This is a genomic window from Fervidobacterium riparium, from assembly GCF_025370035.1.
GTDB classification, from domain to species: domain Bacteria; phylum Thermotogota; class Thermotogae; order Thermotogales; family Fervidobacteriaceae; genus Fervidobacterium; species Fervidobacterium gondwanense.
Map to the genome: position 1 here is coordinate 1,547,064 of NZ_CP009277.1, position 20,399 is coordinate 1,567,462.

The 20,399-nt window shown below is 42.3% G+C and carries 29 protein-coding genes and 3 tRNA genes; 31 read left to right on the plus strand and 1 reads right to left on the minus strand.

Translation table 11 applies throughout. The features are described 5' to 3' along the window. Nucleotides 1-376: 376 nt before the first annotated feature. Nucleotides 377-1,693: an MFS transporter gene (locus IB67_RS07270; RefSeq protein WP_072760498.1), complete on the plus strand. Its 1,317-nt coding sequence runs from the start codon at nt 377-379 to the stop codon at nt 1,691-1,693. Nucleotides 1,694-1,702: 9 nt separating this feature from the next. Here IB67_RS07270 and IB67_RS07275 read toward each other — a convergent pair. Beyond that, nucleotides 1,703-1,792: transfer RNA gene (locus IB67_RS07275), tRNA-Ser, on the minus strand. An 89-nt stretch (nt 1,793-1,881) separates the two neighbouring features. Here IB67_RS07275 and IB67_RS07280 point away from each other — a divergent pair. From IB67_RS07280 to secY, 30 genes are all read left to right on the plus strand, one after another. After that, a complete protein-coding gene (locus tag IB67_RS07280) occupies nt 1,882-3,891 on the plus strand; it encodes an alpha-amylase family glycosyl hydrolase (RefSeq protein WP_072760496.1) in 2,010 nt (669 codons plus the stop codon). 131 nt (nt 3,892-4,022) lie between these two features. Beyond that, nucleotides 4,023-4,949 carry an L-lactate dehydrogenase gene (locus tag IB67_RS07285; protein ID WP_072760494.1) on the plus strand — a complete coding sequence of 309 codons (927 nt, stop codon included), beginning with the start codon at nt 4,023-4,025 and terminating at the stop codon, nt 4,947-4,949. A gap of 70 nt (nt 4,950-5,019) precedes the next feature. Beyond that, a tRNA-Val gene (locus IB67_RS07290) sits at nt 5,020-5,094 on the plus strand. 42 nt (nt 5,095-5,136) lie between these two features. Next, nucleotides 5,137-5,211, plus strand: a tRNA-Gln gene (locus IB67_RS07295). Between the two features lie 185 nt (nt 5,212-5,396). Beyond that, nucleotides 5,397-5,801, plus strand: coding sequence for a 30S ribosomal protein S12 (gene rpsL / locus IB67_RS07300; protein WP_072760491.1), 405 nt, complete (start codon nt 5,397-5,399; stop codon nt 5,799-5,801). A gap of 12 nt (nt 5,802-5,813) precedes the next feature. Further along, nucleotides 5,814-6,281, plus strand: coding sequence for a 30S ribosomal protein S7 (rpsG, locus tag IB67_RS07305; RefSeq protein ID WP_072760489.1), 468 nt, complete (start codon nt 5,814-5,816; stop codon nt 6,279-6,281). A gap of 41 nt (nt 6,282-6,322) precedes the next feature. Continuing rightward, nucleotides 6,323-8,398, plus strand: a complete 2,076-nt coding sequence (gene fusA, locus IB67_RS07310) for an elongation factor G (protein ID WP_072760487.1) — start codon at nt 6,323-6,325, stop codon at nt 8,396-8,398. A gap of 44 nt (nt 8,399-8,442) precedes the next feature. After that, nucleotides 8,443-9,645: an elongation factor Tu gene (gene tuf, locus IB67_RS07315; RefSeq protein ID WP_072760485.1), complete on the plus strand. Its 1,203-nt coding sequence runs from the start codon at nt 8,443-8,445 to the stop codon at nt 9,643-9,645. Nucleotides 9,646-9,720: 75 nt separating this feature from the next. Next, on the plus strand, nt 9,721-10,029 hold the full coding sequence (rpsJ, locus tag IB67_RS07320; protein ID WP_072760483.1) for a 30S ribosomal protein S10: 309 nt from the start codon (nt 9,721-9,723) through the stop codon (nt 10,027-10,029). Between the two features lie 20 nt (nt 10,030-10,049). After that, the gene (gene rplC, locus IB67_RS07325) at nt 10,050-10,673 is read left to right on the plus strand and encodes a 50S ribosomal protein L3 (protein ID WP_072760481.1); all 624 of its coding nucleotides are present in this window, start codon (nt 10,050-10,052) and stop codon (nt 10,671-10,673) included. 80 nt (nt 10,674-10,753) lie between these two features. Further along, a complete protein-coding gene (gene rplD, locus IB67_RS07330; RefSeq protein WP_072760479.1) occupies nt 10,754-11,425 on the plus strand; it encodes a 50S ribosomal protein L4 in 672 nt (223 codons plus the stop codon). Then, nucleotides 11,422-11,724 (plus strand): 50S ribosomal protein L23, encoded by a 303-nt coding sequence (gene rplW, locus IB67_RS07335; protein ID WP_072760467.1) that lies wholly within the window; start codon nt 11,422-11,424, stop codon nt 11,722-11,724. The genes rplD and rplW overlap by 4 nt, the downstream gene beginning before the upstream one ends. A 13-nt stretch (nt 11,725-11,737) precedes the next feature. Then, nucleotides 11,738-12,565, plus strand: coding sequence for a 50S ribosomal protein L2 (rplB, locus tag IB67_RS07340; protein WP_072760465.1), 828 nt, complete (start codon nt 11,738-11,740; stop codon nt 12,563-12,565). Between the two features lie 16 nt (nt 12,566-12,581). After that, nucleotides 12,582-12,869, plus strand: coding sequence for a 30S ribosomal protein S19 (gene rpsS, locus IB67_RS07345; RefSeq protein ID WP_072760463.1), 288 nt, complete (start codon nt 12,582-12,584; stop codon nt 12,867-12,869). 14 nt (nt 12,870-12,883) lie between these two features. After that, nucleotides 12,884-13,321, plus strand: coding sequence for a 50S ribosomal protein L22 (gene rplV / locus IB67_RS07350; RefSeq protein ID WP_072760461.1), 438 nt, complete (start codon nt 12,884-12,886; stop codon nt 13,319-13,321). A 20-nt stretch (nt 13,322-13,341) separates the two neighbouring features. Beyond that, a complete protein-coding gene (gene rpsC, locus IB67_RS07355) occupies nt 13,342-13,971 on the plus strand; it encodes a 30S ribosomal protein S3 (protein ID WP_072760459.1) in 630 nt (209 codons plus the stop codon). A 133-nt stretch (nt 13,972-14,104) separates the two neighbouring features. Further along, nucleotides 14,105-14,533, plus strand: a complete 429-nt coding sequence (gene rplP / locus IB67_RS07360; RefSeq protein WP_072760457.1) for a 50S ribosomal protein L16 — start codon at nt 14,105-14,107, stop codon at nt 14,531-14,533. Next, the gene (gene rpmC / locus IB67_RS07365; RefSeq protein ID WP_072760455.1) at nt 14,530-14,730 is read left to right on the plus strand and encodes a 50S ribosomal protein L29; all 201 of its coding nucleotides are present in this window, start codon (nt 14,530-14,532) and stop codon (nt 14,728-14,730) included. Before rplP ends, rpmC begins: the two co-directional genes overlap by 4 nt. Before the next feature lie 5 nt (nt 14,731-14,735). Next, complete coding sequence (gene rpsQ, locus IB67_RS07370; RefSeq protein WP_072760453.1) at nt 14,736-15,032, plus strand: 30S ribosomal protein S17; 297 nt, start codon at nt 14,736-14,738, stop codon at nt 15,030-15,032. Continuing rightward, the gene (gene rplN, locus IB67_RS07375; RefSeq protein WP_072760451.1) at nt 15,029-15,397 is read left to right on the plus strand and encodes a 50S ribosomal protein L14; all 369 of its coding nucleotides are present in this window, start codon (nt 15,029-15,031) and stop codon (nt 15,395-15,397) included. The genes rpsQ and rplN overlap by 4 nt, the downstream gene beginning before the upstream one ends. A gap of 13 nt (nt 15,398-15,410) precedes the next feature. After that, the gene (gene rplX / locus IB67_RS07380) at nt 15,411-15,734 is read left to right on the plus strand and encodes a 50S ribosomal protein L24 (protein ID WP_072760449.1); all 324 of its coding nucleotides are present in this window, start codon (nt 15,411-15,413) and stop codon (nt 15,732-15,734) included. A gap of 13 nt (nt 15,735-15,747) precedes the next feature. After that, on the plus strand, nt 15,748-16,302 hold the full coding sequence (gene rplE / locus IB67_RS07385) for a 50S ribosomal protein L5 (RefSeq protein ID WP_072760447.1): 555 nt from the start codon (nt 15,748-15,750) through the stop codon (nt 16,300-16,302). Nucleotides 16,303-16,316: 14 nt separating this feature from the next. Beyond that, entirely contained in the window at nt 16,317-16,502 is a 186-nt protein-coding gene (locus tag IB67_RS07390; protein ID WP_072760445.1) for a type Z 30S ribosomal protein S14, read from the plus strand. Between the two features lie 17 nt (nt 16,503-16,519). Next, nucleotides 16,520-16,924, plus strand: coding sequence for a 30S ribosomal protein S8 (gene rpsH / locus IB67_RS07395; protein WP_072760443.1), 405 nt, complete (start codon nt 16,520-16,522; stop codon nt 16,922-16,924). Nucleotides 16,925-16,937: 13 nt separating this feature from the next. After that, the gene (rplF, locus tag IB67_RS07400; protein ID WP_339745519.1) at nt 16,938-17,492 is read left to right on the plus strand and encodes a 50S ribosomal protein L6; all 555 of its coding nucleotides are present in this window, start codon (nt 16,938-16,940) and stop codon (nt 17,490-17,492) included. Nucleotides 17,493-17,505: 13 nt separating this feature from the next. Continuing rightward, complete coding sequence (rplR, locus tag IB67_RS07405; protein WP_339745516.1) at nt 17,506-17,874, plus strand: 50S ribosomal protein L18; 369 nt, start codon at nt 17,506-17,508, stop codon at nt 17,872-17,874. Between the two features lie 26 nt (nt 17,875-17,900). Next, nucleotides 17,901-18,431, plus strand: a complete 531-nt coding sequence (rpsE, locus tag IB67_RS07410) for a 30S ribosomal protein S5 (RefSeq protein WP_072760437.1) — start codon at nt 17,901-17,903, stop codon at nt 18,429-18,431. A gap of 3 nt (nt 18,432-18,434) precedes the next feature. Continuing rightward, nucleotides 18,435-18,620 carry a 50S ribosomal protein L30 gene (rpmD, locus tag IB67_RS07415; protein WP_339745512.1) on the plus strand — a complete coding sequence of 62 codons (186 nt, stop codon included), beginning with the start codon at nt 18,435-18,437 and terminating at the stop codon, nt 18,618-18,620. A gap of 14 nt (nt 18,621-18,634) precedes the next feature. Continuing rightward, nucleotides 18,635-19,081 carry a 50S ribosomal protein L15 gene (gene rplO / locus IB67_RS07420; protein ID WP_339745509.1) on the plus strand — a complete coding sequence of 149 codons (447 nt, stop codon included), beginning with the start codon at nt 18,635-18,637 and terminating at the stop codon, nt 19,079-19,081. 2 nt (nt 19,082-19,083) lie between these two features. After that, nucleotides 19,084-20,370: a preprotein translocase subunit SecY gene (secY, locus tag IB67_RS07425; RefSeq protein WP_498875204.1), complete on the plus strand. Its 1,287-nt coding sequence runs from the start codon at nt 19,084-19,086 to the stop codon at nt 20,368-20,370. Nucleotides 20,371-20,399 lie beyond the last annotated feature (29 nt).

Consider the following 20,399-nt stretch of genomic DNA (forward strand, 5'->3'; position numbering starts at 1 on the left):
CATAGGGATGCTGTGGTATAATACTAACTGTATCTGCCGAAAATATCGAAAATCGTAGGTATTGTTATGAGTATCTGAGAAAATTGAAAAGTTTTTTCACAGCGCAATAGTTTTACAGGTGATGCGTACAACCAATACCTCTGGTCAATTAACCTTAGATAAATTTCTATTGTCTATCTGAGACATTTAAAGGCGAGTGTACAAAACTTAGGGTGTAAGCTCTTAAAACGTGCGGGGATAATACTCACATATTGATAAGTTTCCTAAAATTAAACAGAAAACCTGAAAATTAAACAGAAAACCTGGCCTCTGAAGTGAAAGCTGTTACCTTCAGGTGGCTGAGAGAAAGTCAAATAGTTTGTATGGGGGGATAGTGATGAATGAATCAATGAAGAATAGAAGAAAAGTTGTATTTTTTCTTTTTTTGCTCTTAGTTATCTTAAACGCAGACCAGATGGTAATGAGTCCGGTTATTGGAATGATAGAAAAGGAATTCAAAGTTACGGACTCACACATCGGTCTTGTTGGCGGTGTTTTTAGCATTGTAGGGGCGCTTGTCAGCCTTGTATGGGGTTATTTGTCTGATAGATATAACAGAAAAGCCTTGCTTGTCGCTTCGATTCTTGTCGGAGAGATTCCTTGTTTGTTGTCGGCAATATCTGGGACTTTCGGGCAGTTGTTCTTCTGGCGTGTGCTGACCGGTATTGGTATTGGTGCTTCGTTCCCGATTTCTTATTCTCTTGTTGGGGATATGTTTGGGCACAAAGAAAGGGGAAAGGTTGTTTCGATTCTTGGGCTCGCTTCAACTGTTGGGGGTATAGTTGGTATGCTTGTGGCGGGTTACAGCGCAGGCATATTTGGTTGGAGAATACCATTTATTCTTGTGTCCGCACCTAATTTGATAATAATCCCATTGATAATTAATTATTTGGAAGAACCGAAAAGGGGCTCACACGAGGAAGGCTTTGTTGAAAGTAGTGCGGAATATGTAGCTAATGTAAAATTATCAGATTATGCTCAGCTTGTGAGAGTTAAGACTAATCTGCTGTTATTCTTGCAAGGAATCGCCGGTACAGTACCATGGGGTGCGATACCTTATTTCATGATTGAATTTTTCAGAAGGGAAAAAATGATGGACTTGAACCAAGCAACGACGATGTTCCTGCTCTTTGCATTGGGGAGCATAGCGGGTAACATCATTGGTGGATTCGTCGGAGAAAAGGTTTACCAGAAGTCTAAAAGGCTTGTCCCACTTCTTTCGGCTATAACAACAATTCTCGGGGTTTTCTTCACAGTCTTAGTGTTTCGATACCCATACTTCCCAACCGGACTGGGAGCGTTTCTTACGTTCGGCTTGCTCGGTTTCATCGCTGCTGCAATGGATTCGTACACAGGTCCTAATGTGAAAATGATGCTCTTAAACGTCAACGAACCGAAAGATAGAGGAAGGATATTCTCTATATTCAACCTTACAGATTCCGTAGGAACAGGAATTGGAAGGTTTTTTGGAGGTTCGATGTCTGTTGCGCTTGGCACACTCGGTGCAGCCCTTGAGGTCAGTGCGTATTTCTGGTTTATCTGCGGCTTCTTGTTGATGCTGTCTGCTTGGTACTTTGACAAGGAAGTCGAAGTGTTGAATGATAAGATGCGAAAATTGGCGGCGGAAGCGTCTGGTGAAGTTAGGAGGCTATAGAATAAAAAATGGCGGAGGCGGTGGGACTCGAACCCACACGGTGGTTTGACCACCACCGATTTTCAAGACCGGCTCCTTAGCCAGTTCGGACACGCCTCCGTCCCGCGTGAAAGATTATACAATATATCTTGAATCTCGTCAATACGTGAATGATATGAAGCGTACGCTAAAGTATAGGAGGTATGTGTATGAAAGAATTGAAGGAACTTAGCAAGTATTTGAAAAAGAAAATCACAGGAAAAACACTTTATGCTATCCCGTCACACTGGCTTATTTCAAATTATTCTGGAAAGCTTTCCATGAAGGATGGAAGATACTTTGTCGATCCATACGAATATTTCGCTGCTGTTATTGATTCGATTTTAGAAAACGATAAGGGACTGGATTATTCCAAGTCACTTGCCCAAATCAACGGTGAGAGCGATGCAAGTTGGCTCAGAAAGGCAAAGATGTATGGAGCGTTGCCAAGAGCAACAGTAGCTTACAACCACAAAGGATTTGGCGCATTCGAACCGGAGGACATTTTTGGCTACAAAGAGTCTGGGACGTTTTTGAAGATGATAGGCTTGCTCCCATATCTTAAAGAATTGGGCATCAATGTTCTGTACATGCTACCGATTTCAAAGATGAGCGATGTTTTTAAGAAAGGCGAGGTTGGTTCACCGTACGCTGTCAAGAATCCTGTTGAACTTGACGAGAGCTACGCAGATCCTCTCTTGGAAGGCATCAAACTTGAAGAACAGTTCAAAGCGCTCGTTCAGGCAGCACACATGCTTGGAATACGCGTAGTCCTTGATTTCATACCAAGGACAGCAGCGAGAGATAGTGACTTGATTAAAACTCACCCAGACTGGTTCTACTGGATAAAGATAGAAGAGGTCGCAAACTATAAGCCACCTCACATACCAGAACTGCCATTCAAAATTCCAGACCCAGAAGACCTTGAAATAATTTATTCTTCGGAAGAAGTGAAACAACACCTTAAGAAATTCACGTTATCGCCTGATAAATTAGACCCTGAAAAATGGGAAAAGGTTAAGAAGATGGAAGGAGATATACTTTCAAATATAGCCAAAGAGTTTGGGATAATAACACCTCCGGGCTTCTCAGACTGGGTAAATGACCCGCAACCGACTTGGGATGATGTTACATTCTTCAGGCTGTACCTCGACCATCCCGAAGCGAGTCAGAAATACGTTTCAAAAGACCAACCACCGTATGTGTTATTCGACGTAATAAAATCAAGCAAATTTCCAGGCAAGAAGCCAAACAAAAGGCTGTGGGAATATATTGCAAACATAGTACCAACTTATCAGAAGAAATTTGGAATAGATGGCGCAAGAATCGATATGGGACATGCATTGCCATCGGAACTTCAAGACATGATAATCTCAGCGGCAAAGGCAATTGACCCAGCATTCGGATTCATCGCTGAGGAGCTTGAGATGAAGAATGATAAGAAAGCTAAGAGTGAAGGGTACGAATGTATACTCGGAAACAGCTGGTACGCTTCGGCACGACCGAGTGAATTTTACAAGTTCATAGAAGAAATAGTGCCAAATTTAGAGGTTCCTTACATCGCATCTTGTGAAACACCAGACACTCCGAGGGTTGTGGCAAGGGAAAATGGAAATAAGTTAAAATACCTTGCACCAGCATTACTGTACTTGTCGCCGAATTCTATACCGTACATCAACAGCGGTCAGGAAATAGAAGAAATACAACCGATGAATCTTGGGTTAGATAACACCATTTATGGTAAGACAGTCCTACCACCCGATGACCAATTCTATGGTAAACTTGCGTTCTTCGACTATTACGCAATGCACTGGGACAAAGCAAGCAAAGATATGTACAACTATTTAAGATGGCTCTTGGGATTGAGAGAAGAGATTGAAAAAGTTATGGATGGAGTATTTAGATATGTTTATCTAAGCTATCAAGATGGCACAACCGCTAACTACAGCTACTGGAAAGGAGATATAGGCGCAATTGTGCTTGGAAATCTTAATCTTGTTCATGAAAAATATGTTGAAGTATTTCTGAAAGAGACAGTTGGAAGAGATATCAAAGCCAAAGATGTAAGACTGATAACAAGGTTCGGTAAGAGAAAGCTTGGCTTTGAGCTCGGAAACACTATACCAGTTAACCTCCAACCCGGCGAGTTCGCAGTTATCTTAGTGAACTGGAAAGATTAATATACTCACATTTTAATGCACATTAATATACAGGCACCCTTTTAAGGGTGCCTATATTATTATGCAAAACTTAGGTTAGACAAAGTAACTAAGTTGTGATATAATAAAACTTAGGAACGGAGGTGATATTTATGAAGATTAGTGTATACGGAGCGGGAAGAGTTGGTGTGAGTGTTGCTTACTCTATACTTCATACGTCTATTGCAGACGAGATAGTACTGATAGACATAGACAAACAAAGAGCGGCAGGAGAAGCATACGACCTTTTTCACGCTTCAGCGATGTTCAAATATTGCAAAATATATGCTGGCGAGCCGAAAGATATTAAAGACAGTGATTTTGTGATTATAACGGCAGGCAGAGCACAAAGGCCTGGTGAGACAAGGCTGGATCTTCTTTTAGATAACGTCAGGATCATTCGGCAGATTTCGGAAGAGATAAAGACTTACGCACCTGATAGCATAGTAATCAATGTTACTAATCCTGTTGATGTCCTGACGTATTTCATTTGGAAATTCACAGGCTTTGATTCGCAGAAGGTAATCGGAAGCGGTACAACATTAGACACAGCTCGACTACGCAGTATATTGTCGCAGCACTGCGGAGTCTCGCCGGCGAATATCCATGCCTATATAATCGGTGAACACGGTGATAGTGAATTTATGCCCGTCTCGAACGCAACAATAGGTGGTGTACTCCTCTCTGATTACTGCGCCGACTGCAAAGTTAGGAGTCAAAAACCGTGTATCGATTTCAATGAAATAGTTAACGAGGTCAGAAAAGCGGCGTACAAGATAATCGAAAAGAAGGGTGCAACAAATCTGGCAATTGGTGCAGTCGTTGCGAGGCTTGTTGAGAGTATGTGGAAGAACGAAAAAAGAGTTTGGACTCCGTCTGTGTTTTTGGACGATGTTTATATAGGATACCCTGCGATTCTCGGAAAGTCCGGTGTTGAGAGAATAATTCAGTTGAAGTTGAGTCCTGAAGAGGAGAAACTATTTGAGTATTCAAAAGGTGTTATAAAATCGGCTATTGAAGAGATAGAACGAGCAATTTAACACGAAAAACAAATAAACCCCTTGACAGAATATCCAATACATAGTAAAATGTGTATCGCTTAGTATGAGTGGGTGCGTAGCTCAGTGGGAGAGCGCTTCCTTGACGCGGAAGAGGTCGTAGGTTCAATCCCTGCCGCACCCACCAACTTTTTGTAGCCAAAGTCACAAATGAAGTCAAACTTAGCGCTGGGGCGTCGTCTAATTGGCAGGACCCTGGACTTTGGCTCCAGTTGTGTAGGTTCGAGTCCTACCGCCCCAGCCAAGATAAAAAGTAGGGCGCATATGCGCCCTTTATTTTGGATTCTATAAACCAATAGTATCTTCATACAACGAACAAAAACGCCCGACTAAGTGTTCGAAACAAAAAATTCACACGGGCTTTATTGTATTTTCGAAAATGCGTGGTTATAATATCTCACGAATGTAGAGTTTGAAGGGAGGGTTAAGATGCCTACGATTAATCAATTGGTAAGACACGGAAGGCAAAAGGTTCAGGAAAAATCCAAATCACCAGCACTTCAAGGACATCCCCAGAAAAGAGGAGTGTGTGTCAGGGTCTCCACAATGACACCGAAGAAACCAAACTCAGCTCTTAGAAAGATAGCAAAGGTAAGACTTTCAAACGGTATTGAAGTTACCGCTTACATCCCTGGCATTGGACACAACTTGCAGGAACACTCAATAGTTCTTGTAAGAGGTGGAAGGGTTAAGGACTTGCCAGGTGTCAGATATAAAATAATCCGCGGTACGCTTGATGCAGCAGGTGTTGAAAATAGACGCCAGAGCAGAAGTAAGTACGGTGCAAAGAGACCAAAAGCAGGTGCTGCAGCAGGTGCGAAGGGCAAGAAATAAGGAGGGAATTGAATGAGGCGAAGAAGAGCCGAGGTTAGAGTAGTTCCACCAGATCCAGTTTACGGAGAAGTGCTCGTAACAAAGATGATCAACAAGATTATGTGGGATGGAAAGAAATCAATAGCACAGAAGATCGTTTACGGAGCAATCGATATTCTTGCTCAGAAAACTGGAAAAGACGGACTTGAAGTTTTCAAACAGGCCGTTGAAAATGTTAAACCAATCGTTGAGGTAAGGCCAAGGAGAATCGGTGGTGCAACTTACCAAGTTCCAGTTGAAGTCCAGGAACCAAGGAAAACAACTCTTGCTATCAGATGGATAGTAGACGTTGCAAGGTCAAAGAAAGGTAAACCAATGCAGGAGAAATTGGCAGAAGAACTTTTGAACGCATACAACAACACTGGTGCAGCTATTAAGAAGAGAGAAGACGTCCACAAGATGGCTGAAGCAAACAGAGCGTTTGCACACTTCAGATGGTAATCTTGATGCATTGACATTTTTATGTCTTCGAGGAGGAAGTTATGGAAGAGATAAAGGCTTTATATGTCGACCTGAATAAGTTAAGAAACATTGGTATAATGGCACATATCGATGCCGGTAAGACGACAACTACCGAGCGTATTTTGTTTTTCACTGGAAGAAAACACAACATCGGTAGCGTCGATGACGGCACAGCAACGATGGACTGGATGATACAAGAAAAGGAAAGAGGTATCACCATAACATCAGCAGCAACAACGTGTTTTTGGAAGGAGCACCGTATTAATATTATAGACACACCGGGGCACGTTGATTTCACTATCGAAGTTGAAAGGTCCTTGAGAGTTTTGGATGGCGCCATTGCTGTTTTTGATGCGACAGCCGGCGTTGAACCACAGTCCGAAACTGTCTGGAGACAAGCAGACAAGTACAATGTTCCGAGAATTGCATTCATGAACAAGATGGACAAAACTGGTGCCGATTTTGAGATGGCAGTTCAGACGATGGTTGACAGGCTTGGTGCACACCCAATCCCTGTCCAGCTTCCGATGGGTGCCGAGAGCGATTTTAAAGGTGTTATCGACCTCATACAGATGAAGGCTATCAGATGGCTTAATTCCGAAGGCACTGACATGGTTTACGAAGAAATTCCAGCAGAGTGGCGCGAAAAGGCTGAAGAAGCTCGAGAAGATATGATAGAAAAGATCGCAGAGGTAGACGATGAAATAATGGAACTCTACCTCGAAGGTGAAGAACCAACTGAAGAACAGCTCCATCAAGCACTCAGGAGAATCACAATCGGAAACCTCGGGACGCCAGTTTTCTGTGGTTCGGCAAAGATGAACGTTGGAATTCAACCTCTGCTGGATGGCGTTGTCAGGTATCTCCCATCACCTCTTGACCTTCCACCAGTTCGTGGATTTGACAAGGAAGGAAATGAAGTTCAAGTTTTCCCAACGGAAGACGGTCCTTTTGTAGCATACGCGTTCAAAATCCAGACAGACCCATACGTTGGAAAACTCACCTTCCTTAGAGTCTACAGTGGAAGGCTCGAAAAGGGAAGTTACGTAATCAACACAACGAAGAATGTAAAGGAACGCGTCTCAAGGCTTATATTTATGCACGCAGACAAGAGGGAAGACGTTGAATACGTCAGAGCTGGAGATATCGTCGGTGTCATCGGAATGAAGAGTACAATAACTGCGGATACGGTTTGTCAAGAAGGAACTCACATCATTCTTGAGAAGATGGAATTCCCGGAACCGGTTATTTCCATAGCTATCGAGCCTGAAACGAAAGATGACGAAACGAAGCTTTCTAAGGCTCTCCAATCTTTACTCGATGAAGACCCGTCTTTGAGGGCTTATGTTGACCAAGAAACAGGTGAAACGATCCTTTCGGGTATGGGCGAGCTTCACCTCGAGATTATAGTCGACAGGCTCAAGAGGGAGTTTAACGTAAATGTAAGGGTTGGTAAGCCACAGGTTGCATACAGAGAAACAATTACAAGAGATGTCAAGATTGAAGGTAAATACATTAGGCAGAGCGGTGGTAGAGGTCAGTACGGTCATGTGGTAATGACATTCGAGCCACTTAGCTTGGATAAGACGTTTGAATTCGAGGACAAGACAGTTGGCGGTGTCATACCGAAACAGTACATACCGGCAATTGAAGAAGGCGTAAAAGAAGCGATGCAGGTTGGAGTTCTCGCAGGTTACCCGGTTGTTGGTGTTAAGGCTACACTGATTGACGGTTCATACCACGAAGTAGACTCCTCGGAAATGGCATTTAAGATCGCCGCAAGCATGGCATTCAAAGATGCTATGGAAAAGGGAAGCCCAGTACTTCTCGAACCGATCATGAAAGTAGAAGTGACGACACCAGAAGAATACATGGGTAACGTCATAGCGGACCTCAATTCAAGAAGAGCACATATCGATGCTCTTGAAAACAGAGGACATTTAAGGGTAATAAGGGCTCTTGTTCCACTAAGTGAAATGTTTGGATACGCAACGACGCTCAGGTCACTTTCTCAAGGTAGAGCGAACTATATAATGGTTCTCTCCCATTACGATAAAGTACCTGACAAAGTTGCAGAGAAAATTTTGAAAAAATAACGAAAACATTACTCCACCACAGGTGAAGAAGGAGGGTCAAAAGTATGGCAAAGGAAAAATTTGTAAGGACCAAACCCCACATGAACGTCGGTACGATTGGACACATTGACCACGGAAAGACAACACTCACAGCAGCTATCACAAAGTACTGTTCACTCTTCGGATGGGCAGACTACACACCATACGAAATGATCGACAAGGCACCAGAAGAAAGAGCAAGAGGTATCACCATCAACATTACACACGTTGAATATCAAACAGAAAAGAGACACTACGCACACATCGACTGTCCAGGTCACGCTGACTACATTAAGAACATGATCACCGGTGCAGCTCAGATGGACGGTGCAATCCTTGTTGTTGCAGCAACAGACGGGCCAATGCCACAAACAAGAGAACACGTTCTTCTCGCAAGACAGGTTAACGTTCCTGCAATAATTGTTTACATCAACAAAGTTGACATGGTTGATGACGCAGAACTTGTTGACCTTGTTGAAATGGAAGTAAGAGACCTTCTCAGCAAATACGAATTCCCTGGCGATGAACTTCCAGTTGTAAGAGGTTCCGCTCTTAAAGCAGTCGAAGCACCAAACGATCCAAATCACCCAGATCTCGCATCAATAAAGGAACTTCTCGATGCAATGGACAACTACTTCCCAGAACCAGTTCGTGAAGTCGACAAACCATTCCTCATGCCAGTTGAAGACGTCTTCTCAATCACTGGTAGAGGTACAGTTGTTACAGGAAGAATCGAACGTGGCGTTATCAAACCAGGTGTTGAAGCAGAAATCATCGGTATGAGCTACGAAACAAGAAAGACAGTTATCACAAGCGTTGAAATGTTCAGAAAAGAACTCGACGAAGCAATGGCTGGAGACAACGTTGGTTGTCTGTTGAGAGGTATTGACAAAGACGAGGTTGAAAGAGGACAAGTCTTGGCAAAGCCAGGATCAATCACACCACACAAGAAGTTCAAAGCAAACATTTACGTTCTCAAGAAAGAAGAAGGCGGAAGACACACGCCATTCACAAAAGGTTACAAACCACAATTCTACATCAGAACAGCTGACGTTACAGGCGAAATCGTTGACCTCCAAGCAGGAGCAGAAATGGTCATGCCTGGTGACAACCTTGAAATGACAGTTGAACTCATCTACCCAGTCGCAATCGAAAAAGGTATGAGATTCGCAGTTCGTGAAGGTGGAAGAACGGTTGGAGCAGGTGTCGTTTCTGAAATAATTGAGTAATTCAGACCTGATTATACAATTATAAAAACGGTAATCGGGGGGGTTCCCCCCCTTTTCTAAGAAGGAGGGTAAGGCATGCCAGGACAAAAGATTAGAATCAGGCTAAGGGCATATGATCATAGATTACTCGATGAATCAGCAAAGAAAATAGTTGAAGTGGCAAAGCAGACAAATGCGAAGGTCTCAGGACCAATTCCACTTCCAACGGAAAGAACGTTATACGTTGTTTTAAGGTCACCATTGAAACATAAGGATTCACGAGAGCAATTTGAAAAGAAAGTACACAAAAGACTTATAGATATAATCGAACCGAACTCAAAAACGATTGACGCTCTGATGAAGATAAATCTTCCAGCAGGTGTCGACGTTGAAATCAATCTGTGAGTCCTCGGAGGTGTTTTGCGATGAAATTTATACTTGCAAGAAAAATCGGAATGACCAGATTGTGGAAAGATGATAAGGTTGTTCCAGTAACAGTTCTTAAGGCAGGACCATGTTACGTTGTGCAAAAGAAAACGGTAGAAAAAGATGGATATAACGCTGTTCAGCTCGGTTTTGAGGAAGTCAGCGAAAAGAAAGTAACGAAACCACTTCTTGGAGTTTTTAAGAAGGCAAACGTAAAGCCAATGAGGGTGCTTAAAGAATTCAGAGTCGAAAATGTTGATCAATATTCAGTTGGTCAAGAAATAACAGTTGCAATTTTCCAAGAAGGCGATAAAATTGATATTACGGGTTGGACAAAAGGTAGAGGATACACTGGTGCAATGAAGAGATGGAACTTCCAAGGTGGTCCAAAAGCACACGGTGCGAAATTCCACCGCGAACTTGGTTCTGTCGGTCAACACACTGAACCAGCAAGAATATTTAAAGGCAAGAGGATGCCTGGAAGGTACGGAAACGAAAGAGTTACCGTACTCAATTCAGAGATTGTTAAAGTAGACACAGAGAACAACCTAATAGCAGTTAAAGGTGGAGTGCCAGGAGCGAGGGGCAGCCTTGTTCTTATCAGAAGCGCTGTGAAGGCATAATTTTTTTTGCTTTCACAGTCCTTGCATGAGATGAAGAACGGGGACGTGCTCCGAAAATGGAGTAAGGGAGGAAGAAGATTATGGCACGTATAGCACTTTTGAATATCAAAGGTGAACAGATTGGCAACATCGAAATAAGCGACGAAGTATTCAACATCGAGCCTAACTATGATGTCATGTGGCGCTATGTCGACATGCAGCTCACAAACTCGAGAGCTGGAACAGCATCTACCAAGACACGCGGAGAGGTAGCTGGTGGTGGAAGAAAACCATGGCCACAAAAACACACAGGTAGAGCGAGACAAGGCTCTATCAGAGCTATCCACTGGAGACACGGTGGTGTGGCACACGGTCCACAGCCAAGAAATTACTTAAAGAGAATGAACAAGAAGATGAAGAGACTCGCTCTTAAGTCAGCTCTCTCGGTAAGATTCCAGGAAGGTAACCTCATTGTCGTAAGCGACATACGATTTGATAAACCTCAAACGAAACAGATGAGGGAAGTATTAAAGGCTCTTGGAATCGCTAACGAAAAGGTATTGTTCGTTATCGCCAAGAAAGAAGAAGCGTACGAGAATGTCAAACTTTCAGGAAGAAACATTCCTGGCGTAAAGGTTATACTTGCTAATAACCCGAATAACAACAACGGAGATAACATCGATGGATTAAACGTTTACGATATAATAAATGCCTCAAAGGTTGTCCTTACAGAGGGCACCGTTCGCAAAATTGAGGAGGTGCTCGGAAAATGAGAAAAGAATACTCCGATATCATAATAAGACCAATAATCAGTGAAAAGTCAATGAACTTGAGAGCAGAAAGAGAATACGTCTTTGAAGTGGACAAGAATGCTAATAAAGAACAGATAAAAGAAGCTGTTGAAAAACTTTTCAACGTTAAAGTAGAAAGAGTAAACACTTTGATTGTGAAGCCAAAACCAAAAAGAGACCTCAGAAGAGGTTACATGGCGAGAGAAGGATACACAAAAGAATGGAAAAAAGCCATAGTCAAGTTAGCAGAAGGCTACACAATTAAAGAACTCCAGGCGTAAGGGGTGAATAATAATGGGTCTCAAGAGATTTAAACCAGCAACTCCAGGTAGACGCTTCATGATTATTCCAGACTTTTCGGAAATTACAAAAACAGAACCCGAAAAGTCACTTGTTGTTCCTTTGAAAAAGACCGCTGGAAGAAACCACCACGGTAGGGTTACAGTAAGATTCAGAGGCGGTGGTCACAAGAGACTTTACAGGATAGTCGATTTCAGAAGATGGGAAAAAGAAAATATCCCCGCTAAGGTTGCCTCAATAGAATACGATCCAAACAGAACCGCAAGAATAGCATTGCTTGTTTACGCAGACGGTGAAAAAAGGTACATACTTGCCCCAAACGGTTTAAATGTTGGAGATACAGTACTCTCTGGACCTCAGGCTGAAATCAAACCAGGTAACGCATTGCCATTGGAAAACATACCAGTCGGTACAATAGTTCACAGCATAGAATTCTACCCAAGAGGCGGGGCAAAAATCGCCAGAAGTGCTGGTATGGCATGTCAATTAATGGCAAAAGAAGGCGACTATGCATTGTTAAGGATGCCATCTGGTGAACTTAGAAAGGTTCACGTAAGATGCTACGCAACAATAGGAGTAGTTGGAAACGAAGATCACAAAAACGAAGTTTCTGGTAAAGCTGGTAGAACAAGATGGCTTGGTAAAAAGCCACACGTTCGTGGTGTTGTTATGAACCCAGTTGATCACCCACACGGTGGTGGAGAAGGTAGAGGAAAAGGTCACCACCCACAGAGTCCATGGGGAGTTCCAGCAAAGGGTTACAAGACCAGAAGAGGTAAGAGAGCAAGCGATAAATTCATCGTTAGAAGAAGAAACGGTTAATCAGGAGGTGTAATAAATGAGCCGTTCCAGTAAAAAGGGACCATTTGTAGACCCCAAACTCTTGAAGAAAATCAGATTACTAAACGAAACTGGCGAAAAGAAAATAATAAAGACATGGAGCAGAGCAAGCACAATAGTTCCTGAGATGGTAGGTCACACAATTGCAGTTTACAACGGAATGAAGCACATACCAGTTTACATCACAGAAAACATGGTTGGCCACAAACTTGGTGAATTTTCCTTCACAAGAAGATTTGGTGGACATACGAACAAGTCAGCCAAAAAAGGTGAGGTAAAGAAATAAGGAGGGATTAAATAATGCAAACCGTCATCAAAAGAGAAGGGCTCAAGAGGTCCAAGTTCCACGCGAAGCGTAAAGAAACACTCGCTACGTTACCAAAATATGAAGCAAGGGCCGTCGCAAGGTTTGTTCGCATATCTCCAAGAAAAGCGAGAGCTGTTGTGAACTCCATAAGGGGTAAGAATGTTTCAGAAGCGTATAATCTTCTTGAATTTTCTCCTAAAAAGGCTGCACGACTCGTATATAATGTGTTAAAATCTGCTGTAGCGAATGCAGTGAATAACCTCGGACTTTCCGAAGAAAATCTTTACGTAGCTGCATGTTATGTAAATGATGGTCCAAGAATGAAAAGGGTATGGCCACGCGGACGCGGAAGAGCTGACATCATTCAAAAGAGGATGTCACATATAACTGTTGTTGTTAGAGACAGAGAAAAGGAAAATAGTGCAAAATAATACGTTGTGAGGTGATATAGGTGGGTCAAAAAGTTCATCCAAAGGGTTTTAGGCTCGGTATAACAACTCAGTGGGATGCTCAGTGGTTCAATGAGAAGAAGTACAGCGAATATATCCTTGAAGACGAAGCGATTAGGGATTTTGTTAAGAAGACTTACAATCAAGCTGGAATTGCAAGAGTTTTTGTACAAAGACCAGACGCAGAGAGAGTTCTTATAACAATCTACGCAGCAAGACCTGGAATACTCATCGGAAAGAAGGGTGCTGGCATTACTGAATTGAGACAGGCACTCGAAAGCAAGTTCAACAGAAAATTCGGTGTCGATATAGTTGAAGTAAAAACGCCCGAAACAGAGGCAAGTCTTGTAGCAGAATCGATCGCACAGAAGATAGAAAAGAGGGCAAGCTACAAGATAGTCATGAAGAGAGCAATAACAGCTGCACTCAAAAGAGGAGCAAAGGGTATAAAGATAATGGTTGCAGGAAGACTTGCTGGAGCAGAAATTGCAAGAACCGAATGGTACCTTAAGGGAAGACTTCCACTCCAGACACTCAGATCAGTTATCGATTACTCAACAGCAAGGGCAGAGACAAAGTACGGTACAATCGGTATAAAGGTCTGGATTTACAAAGGAGACGCCCAACTCTAATTTTGAACACGATGAAGCGATAAAATCAATAAAATGGTAGAAGAGAAGCTCTAAATGAAAAGAAACGTACAAGTTAATCGAGGCATTCTCGAGACGGTCACAAGATAGTGTGAAGAAGGAGGTTAGCAAAACCATGTTGATGCCAAAAAGAGTTAAATACAGAAAACAACATCGAGGCAGAACAAAGGGCGAAGCAAAAGGCGGAGCTTTGGTAGTTTTCGGTGAATACGGTTTGAAAGCCCTTGAACCTGCGTGGATCACAGCTCAGCAGATAGAAGCATGTAGGCTCGCAATCACAAGGACATTGAAGAAAGAAGGAAAACTTTGGATAAAGATATTCCCAGACAAATCATACACAAAACACCCACCTGAAACAAAACTCGGTAAAGGTAAGGGTAACGTTGAAGGTTGGGTTGCAGTAGTAAAACCTGGAAAAGTAATGTTCGAAATCGGCGGAGTTGACGAAGAAACAGCATTGAAAGCTTTAGAATACGCAGCGACAAAACTTCCTATAAAAACGAAAATAGTTACGAGACATCACATAGGTGGTGAAGCAGTATGACACCAGTGGAAATCAGAAATATGAATAATGAAGAATTGGCAAAATTGTTAGAAGAGAAGAAAAGAACGTTGATGAACCTCAGATTCCAAAACGCGATGGGCGAACTCAGAGACTCCAGCTTGATACAGAAGACAAAGAGAGACATTGCAAGAATCAAAACAATCCTTCGCGAACGTGAACTTGGTATAAGGAGGTAATACACATGCCTAAGAAAAGATTAATCGGTGTTGTGGTAAGTGATAAAATGGACAAGACAGTAACGGTCAAAGTTGAACGCCTTGTGAAACACCCAAAATTTGGCAAGTACGTAAAAAGATCCAAGAAATTTTATGCTCACGATGAAAACAACACATGCAAGATCGGTGATGTGGTAGAAATCGAAGAATCCAGACCACTCAGCAAACTCAAGAGATGGGTTGTTGTTCAAATTCTTGAGCACTCAAAACTTGCAGAAACGCCAGAGACAGAGGATATTATCGAAGGGGGTAGTGACCAATGATACAGAACGAAAGCTACCTCGTAGCAGCGGACAATTCAGGTGCAAAAGTACTGAGAGTTATAAGGGTACTTGGCGGTTCACACAAACAATTCGGTTCAATCGGTGATATAGTTGTTTGCAGCGTTAGAGAAGCTGTGCCCAACACAGATATAAAGAAGGGTGACGTAGTTAAGGCAGTTGTAGTTAGAACAAGAAAAGAAATAAGAAGACCAGATGGAAGCTACATCAGATTCGATGATAACGCAGCAGTTGTCCTTGACAAGTTTAATCAACCAAAAGGTACACGTGTATTCGGACCAGTTGCAAGAGAACTCAGAGAAAAAGGTTTCATGAAGATAGTCTCTCTTGCACCAGAAGTATGGTAAGGGGTGGTAATCGATGGCACAGAAGATAAAAAAAGGTGACACAGTGCAAGTTATCTCTGGTAAAGATAAAGGCAAAAGGGGAGAAGTCATCCAAGTTCTTCCAAAAGAAGAAAAGTTGCTCGTTAGAGGTGTCAATGTTGTAAAAAGGCACCAAAGACCGACAGGACAGATGAGACAGGGTGGTATAATCGAAAAGGAATCCCCACTTTACTGGTCAAAAGTAATGCTCGTGTGTCCAAGCTGTGACAAGCCAACGAGAGTAGGATTCAAGGTGCTCGAAGACGGTTCAAAGGTGAGATTCTGCAAGAAATGTGGAGAAATCATAGATAAGAAGTAAGGAGGAGTAAAAAATGGCCTACGAATTCGTACCGCTGAAAGATAGGTATCTGAACGAAGTGGTACCAACATTAATGAAAGAATTCGGATACAAAAACATTCACGAAGTTCCAAGACTCGTTAAAGTTGTTATAAATATGGGTGTTGGCGAAGGTTCAAGGAATAAAGAAATCGTTGAGGCGCATGCAAAAGAACTTACTATGATTGCTGGTCAAAAAGCTTTGATAACGAAAGCGAAGAAGAGTATATCAAACTTCAAAGTTAGAAAAGGCATGACCGTCGGTGTTAAAGTAACTCTTAGAGGTCCAAGAATGTACAATTTCGTCTACAAGCTTGTTAACCTCGTTCTTCCAAAAGTTAGGGACTTCAGAGGTCTCAATCCAAACTCCTTCGATGGAAAAGGAAACTACAGCTTCGGTTTAACAGAACAACTCGTTTTCCCAGAAATCTCTCCAGACCAGATAAAGAGAATACAAGGTATGGATATTGTTGTTGTAACAACGGCTAAGAGGGATGAAGAAGCAAGAAGGTTACTCGAGCTACTCGGTTTCCCATTCAAAAAGCAATAAGGAGGTAATATTAAATGGCACGAAAAGCAATGGTTGAAAAATGGAAGAGGCCAAAGAAATACAAGGTAAGAGAATATACAAGATGCAGCATATGCGGTAGAGTTCATTCAGTCTATCAGGAATTTGGAATATGCAGAGTTTGTTTCAGAAAACTTGCTAACGAGGGAAAACTCCCGGGCGTTAGGAAAGCAAGCTGGTAATAGTGGAGGTGTTAACCGTGTGGAGCGATCCAATAGCTGACATGCTTACAAGAATAAGGAATGCGAATCTTGTTTTCAAAGATCAGATAGATGTCCCTGCGTCTAATTTGAAAAAAGCAATTGCTGATATTCTTGTAAGAGAAGGATTCATTAAGGGATATACATATATCGAAGATGGAAAACAGGGAATTCTCAGACTACAGCTCAAGTACAAAGGCTCAAGAAAAAATAGGGAAAGAGTTATCCACGGAATCGTCCGTGTTTCAAAACCTGGCAGAAGAATCTACGTTGGTTCTAATAATCTTCCAAGAGTTAAAAATGGACTTGGAATAGCGATTATATCCACATCAAAAGGCGTGCTCACCGACAAAGAAGCTGCAGAACATGGAGTCGGTGGAGAAGTAATTGCCTACATCTGGTAAGGAGGTGTAGTCCATGTCTCGTATAGCTAAGAAGCCAGTTGTACTACCTGCAAATGTTCAGTTAACAATCACCGACTCTGAAATAAAGGTAAAAGGTCCAAAAGGCGAGTTGAAACTCGCAACTCATCCATATGTCAACATTAAAGTCGAAGGTAACGAAGTTTGGTTTGAACCAAATCTCGAGGTCGCAAAGAGAAAATCCGACGAAAGAAAGTTCAAAGCAATGGTAGGAACGTACTGGAGACTTGTAAGAAACATGGTTATCGGCGTAACAGAAGGATTCAAGAAAGAACTTGAAATCGTTGGTGTCGGTTACAGGGCGCAACTTCAAGGCAACAAGCTCGTGATGAGCCTCGGTTACGCACACCCAGTTGAAATGGATATACCAGGTGATATAAAAGTCGAAGTTCCCGCACCAAACAAAATAATTGTTAGCGGAATCGATAAACAGAGAGTTGGACAGTACGCCGCAGATGTAAGAAAGTGGAGAGAACCGAACCCATATAGCGGTAAAGGAATCAAGTACGTAGACGAAGTCATCAACCTCAAAGAAGGAAAGAAAGCATAAGGGGGTATAAGACGTGATAAAGAGAGAAGACCGCAAACAATTAAGGCTTGTTAGGCACAGAAGAATAAGAAAGAGAATATCAGGAACGCCTGAAAGACCAAGATTGTCTGTTTACAGAAGCGAAAAGCACATCTATGCTCAGATTATAGATGATGTTGCTGGCAAAACTATAGTCGCCGCTTCCACAGTTGAGAAGGAACTCAGGGAGAAACTCCAGAAGACGTGGAACGTGGCAGCAGCCAAAGAGGTTGGAAAACTCATTGCTGAAAGGGCTATCGCAAAAGGAGTAAAGGAAGTTGTTTTCGATAGAGGAGGATTCAAGTACCATGGTAGAATAAAGGCTCTTGCTGATGCAGCAAGAGAAGCCGGATTGAAATTCTAATTTGGTAATGTTAGGAGGTGCTCACAGTGTCAGAAATTGTTGAAAAGATAAAACAATCAGCTGAAACATTCGAAGAGAGAATTATAGAAATAAGAAGGACGACAAAAGTAACTAAGGGTGGAAAAAACCTTTCTTTCAGAGTTTTAGCAGTCGTTGGAAATAGAGAAGGAAAAGTTGGCGTCGGTGTTGGAAAGGCAAGGGAAGTACCCGATGCAATTAGGAAAGCTCTTGTCAGTGCTAAAAGGAACATAATAGAAGTTCCAGTTGTGAAGGGTACAATTCCTCACGAAGTTGTTGGAAGACAAGACGCAGCAAAGATTCTCATGAAACCTGCAGCGCCAGGTACTGGTATCATTGCAAACGGAACAGTCCGTGCAATTCTCGAGTTGGCTGGTGTTCAGAACGTTCTTACAAAAGCAATGGGTTCAACAAATCCAGTTGTCATTGCTCAAGCAACAGTTGATGGAATAAAGAACCTCTTCTCAATTGAGAAAGTTGCTGCTCTAAGGGACATAACACCTGCTCAAGTAGTACGCGGTGTTAAGAAGGAGGGCTAATGTATGAAGAAGCTTAAGATAACACTTGTGAGAAGTCCAATTGGGTACAAATACGATCAGAAAGATACGGTCAGAAGACTCGGTTTAAGAAAGATGCACCAGACAGTAGTCAAAGATGACAACCCGCAGATAAGAGGAATGGTAGAAAAAGTAAAGCATCTTCTCAAAGTAGAAGAAGTTGAAGAATAAGGAGGGGAAATGAAATGCTTACTATAGACGATCTTAAACCAACCCCTGGTTCAAACAAAAAGTACAAAAGACTCGGTAGAGGTCAAGGTTCAGGAAAAGGTAAGACAGCAGGAAAGGGTCACAAAGGTCAAAAATCAAGAGGAACTGGCAAGGTAAGACCATGGATGGAAGGTGGTCAGACACCACTTCACAGAAGGCTTCCAAAGTTCGGCTTCAATAACTTTGCGAAGAAAGTATATGCTGTGGTAAATCTTGAAACTCTTGAAGCAAAATTTGATAACAACGATGTAGTAACGCCAGAAGCTCTCCTTGAAAAGGGTATAATCAACAAAGTATACGATGGTGTCAAGATTCTTGCAAGAGGAGAAATTACAAAACCTCTCACAGTAAAGGCTCACAAGTTCAGTGAAAAGGCTAAGGAGAAGATCGAAAAAGTCGGCGGTAAAATAGAGGTGATCTAATAATGTGGAAAGCGCTGCGGAATGCAATGAAGATTCCAGAGGTTAGGGATAGGGTTATCTTTACATTCTTAATGTTACTCGTTTTCAGGCTTGGTATTTATGTCCCAGTACCGGGAGTTAACATAAAAGCTTGGGGGGAAGCGCTTTCCAAGCAGGGCACCGGCTTGGCCGGTGGCGTTCTTAGTTTCTACGACGTCTTTACCGGTGGTGCGTTCAGCAGATTTTCAGTATTCTCAATGAGCGTTACGCCATACATCAACGCATCGATTATCATGCAATTACTTGCTTCAATAATTCCTTCTTTGAAAGAACTACTTAAAGAAGGAGAACAGGGAAGAAAGAAATTCCAGCACTATACCAAGAATCTCACACTTGGGCTTGCAGCACTGCAATCGTTCGTTGTTTCTTTCGGTTTGGCAAGGAGCTATCAAGGAATAATTGCTGTCAACGCATGGCTCTTCTCGTTTGTTTCAACAGTATCACTTGTTGCAGGTACGATGTTCCTCCTTTGGATAGGTGATAGAATTACGGAAAAAGGTATCGGAAACGGCGTCAGTATAATGATTTTCGCAGGTATTGTTTCGAGATACCCAGCATATTTTAGAACAGCAGTCCTCGGAAATCTTAACATCTTTGGTTGGATATTCTTAGTTGCAGTTGCAATATTCATGATCATAGCGATAATCTACGTGCAGCAAGCAGAGAGAAGAATAAAGATAGAATACGCAACAAGAATGGTAGGAAGAAGAATATACGGTGGCACAAGCACGCACCTGCCAATAAAGGTAAACCACTCTGGCGTTATTCCTATAATCTTCGCATGGGCAATCGTCAGCATACCGGAAGCGATCGCTCAGATTACTGGTGCGCAGTGGGCAATTAAGCTTTTCGGAATGCAGAACCCACTCATGATAGTCGTATACGCACTCTTAATATTCTTCTTCACATATTTCTACAGCGTAGTTGTGATAGATCCAAAGGATATATCTGAAAACATAAAGAGATACGGTGGATTTATCCCTGGAATCAGGGCAGGTAAGCCAACAGAAGAGTACATCACGTACGTGCTCAACAGAGTTACGTTCCTTGGCGCGATATTCTTGGTTGGCATTTCTCTGCTCCCATACTTGGTTGAAGGCATAACAAGAGTTAACATCTGGCTCGGTGGTACGAGTGCGCTTATCGCTGTCGGTGTTGCACTTGATATAGCACAGCAGTTAGAGGCGCACTTGATAATGAGAAATTACGAAGGTTTCGTTAAGAAGGGTAAAATAGCTGGCAGAAAGTAACCTAAAGTAATCTGCGGCACGAGAAGGTG

What these genes read in the sequence shown, in the direction of transcription:
- rpmD (WP_339745512.1), top strand. Translation starts at nt 18,435, where the DNA reads ATGAAGAAGCTTAAGATAACACTTGTGAGAAGTCCAATTGGGTACAAA.
- rplV (WP_072760461.1), top strand. Translation starts at nt 12,884, where the DNA reads ATGCAAACCGTCATCAAAAGAGAAGGGCTCAAGAGGTCCAAGTTCCAC.
- rpsG (WP_072760489.1), top strand. Translation starts at nt 5,814, where the DNA reads ATGAGGCGAAGAAGAGCCGAGGTTAGAGTAGTTCCACCAGATCCAGTT.
- rplN (WP_072760451.1), top strand. Translation starts at nt 15,029, where the DNA reads ATGATACAGAACGAAAGCTACCTCGTAGCAGCGGACAATTCAGGTGCA.
- rplP (WP_072760457.1), top strand. Translation starts at nt 14,105, where the DNA reads ATGTTGATGCCAAAAAGAGTTAAATACAGAAAACAACATCGAGGCAGA.
- rplX (WP_072760449.1), top strand. Translation starts at nt 15,411, where the DNA reads ATGGCACAGAAGATAAAAAAAGGTGACACAGTGCAAGTTATCTCTGGT.
- IB67_RS07270 (WP_072760498.1), top strand. Translation starts at nt 377, where the DNA reads ATGAATGAATCAATGAAGAATAGAAGAAAAGTTGTATTTTTTCTTTTT.
- IB67_RS07285 (WP_072760494.1), top strand. Translation starts at nt 4,023, where the DNA reads ATGAAGATTAGTGTATACGGAGCGGGAAGAGTTGGTGTGAGTGTTGCT.
- IB67_RS07390 (WP_072760445.1), top strand. Translation starts at nt 16,317, where the DNA reads ATGGCACGAAAAGCAATGGTTGAAAAATGGAAGAGGCCAAAGAAATAC.
- rpsQ (WP_072760453.1), top strand. Translation starts at nt 14,736, where the DNA reads ATGCCTAAGAAAAGATTAATCGGTGTTGTGGTAAGTGATAAAATGGAC.
- tuf (WP_072760485.1), top strand. Translation starts at nt 8,443, where the DNA reads ATGGCAAAGGAAAAATTTGTAAGGACCAAACCCCACATGAACGTCGGT.
- rpsL (WP_072760491.1), top strand. Translation starts at nt 5,397, where the DNA reads ATGCCTACGATTAATCAATTGGTAAGACACGGAAGGCAAAAGGTTCAG.
- rplO (WP_339745509.1), top strand. Translation starts at nt 18,635, where the DNA reads ATGCTTACTATAGACGATCTTAAACCAACCCCTGGTTCAAACAAAAAG.
- secY (WP_498875204.1), top strand. Translation starts at nt 19,084, where the DNA reads ATGTGGAAAGCGCTGCGGAATGCAATGAAGATTCCAGAGGTTAGGGAT.
- rplW (WP_072760467.1), top strand. Translation starts at nt 11,422, where the DNA reads ATGAGAAAAGAATACTCCGATATCATAATAAGACCAATAATCAGTGAA.
- rplF (WP_339745519.1), top strand. Translation starts at nt 16,938, where the DNA reads ATGTCTCGTATAGCTAAGAAGCCAGTTGTACTACCTGCAAATGTTCAG.
- rplB (WP_072760465.1), top strand. Translation starts at nt 11,738, where the DNA reads ATGGGTCTCAAGAGATTTAAACCAGCAACTCCAGGTAGACGCTTCATG.
- rpsS (WP_072760463.1), top strand. Translation starts at nt 12,582, where the DNA reads ATGAGCCGTTCCAGTAAAAAGGGACCATTTGTAGACCCCAAACTCTTG.
- rplE (WP_072760447.1), top strand. Translation starts at nt 15,748, where the DNA reads ATGGCCTACGAATTCGTACCGCTGAAAGATAGGTATCTGAACGAAGTG.
- IB67_RS07280 (WP_072760496.1), top strand. Translation starts at nt 1,882, where the DNA reads ATGAAAGAATTGAAGGAACTTAGCAAGTATTTGAAAAAGAAAATCACA.
- rpsJ (WP_072760483.1), top strand. Translation starts at nt 9,721, where the DNA reads ATGCCAGGACAAAAGATTAGAATCAGGCTAAGGGCATATGATCATAGA.
- rplC (WP_072760481.1), top strand. Translation starts at nt 10,050, where the DNA reads ATGAAATTTATACTTGCAAGAAAAATCGGAATGACCAGATTGTGGAAA.
- fusA (WP_072760487.1), top strand. Translation starts at nt 6,323, where the DNA reads ATGGAAGAGATAAAGGCTTTATATGTCGACCTGAATAAGTTAAGAAAC.
- rpmC (WP_072760455.1), top strand. Translation starts at nt 14,530, where the DNA reads ATGACACCAGTGGAAATCAGAAATATGAATAATGAAGAATTGGCAAAA.
- rplD (WP_072760479.1), top strand. Translation starts at nt 10,754, where the DNA reads ATGGCACGTATAGCACTTTTGAATATCAAAGGTGAACAGATTGGCAAC.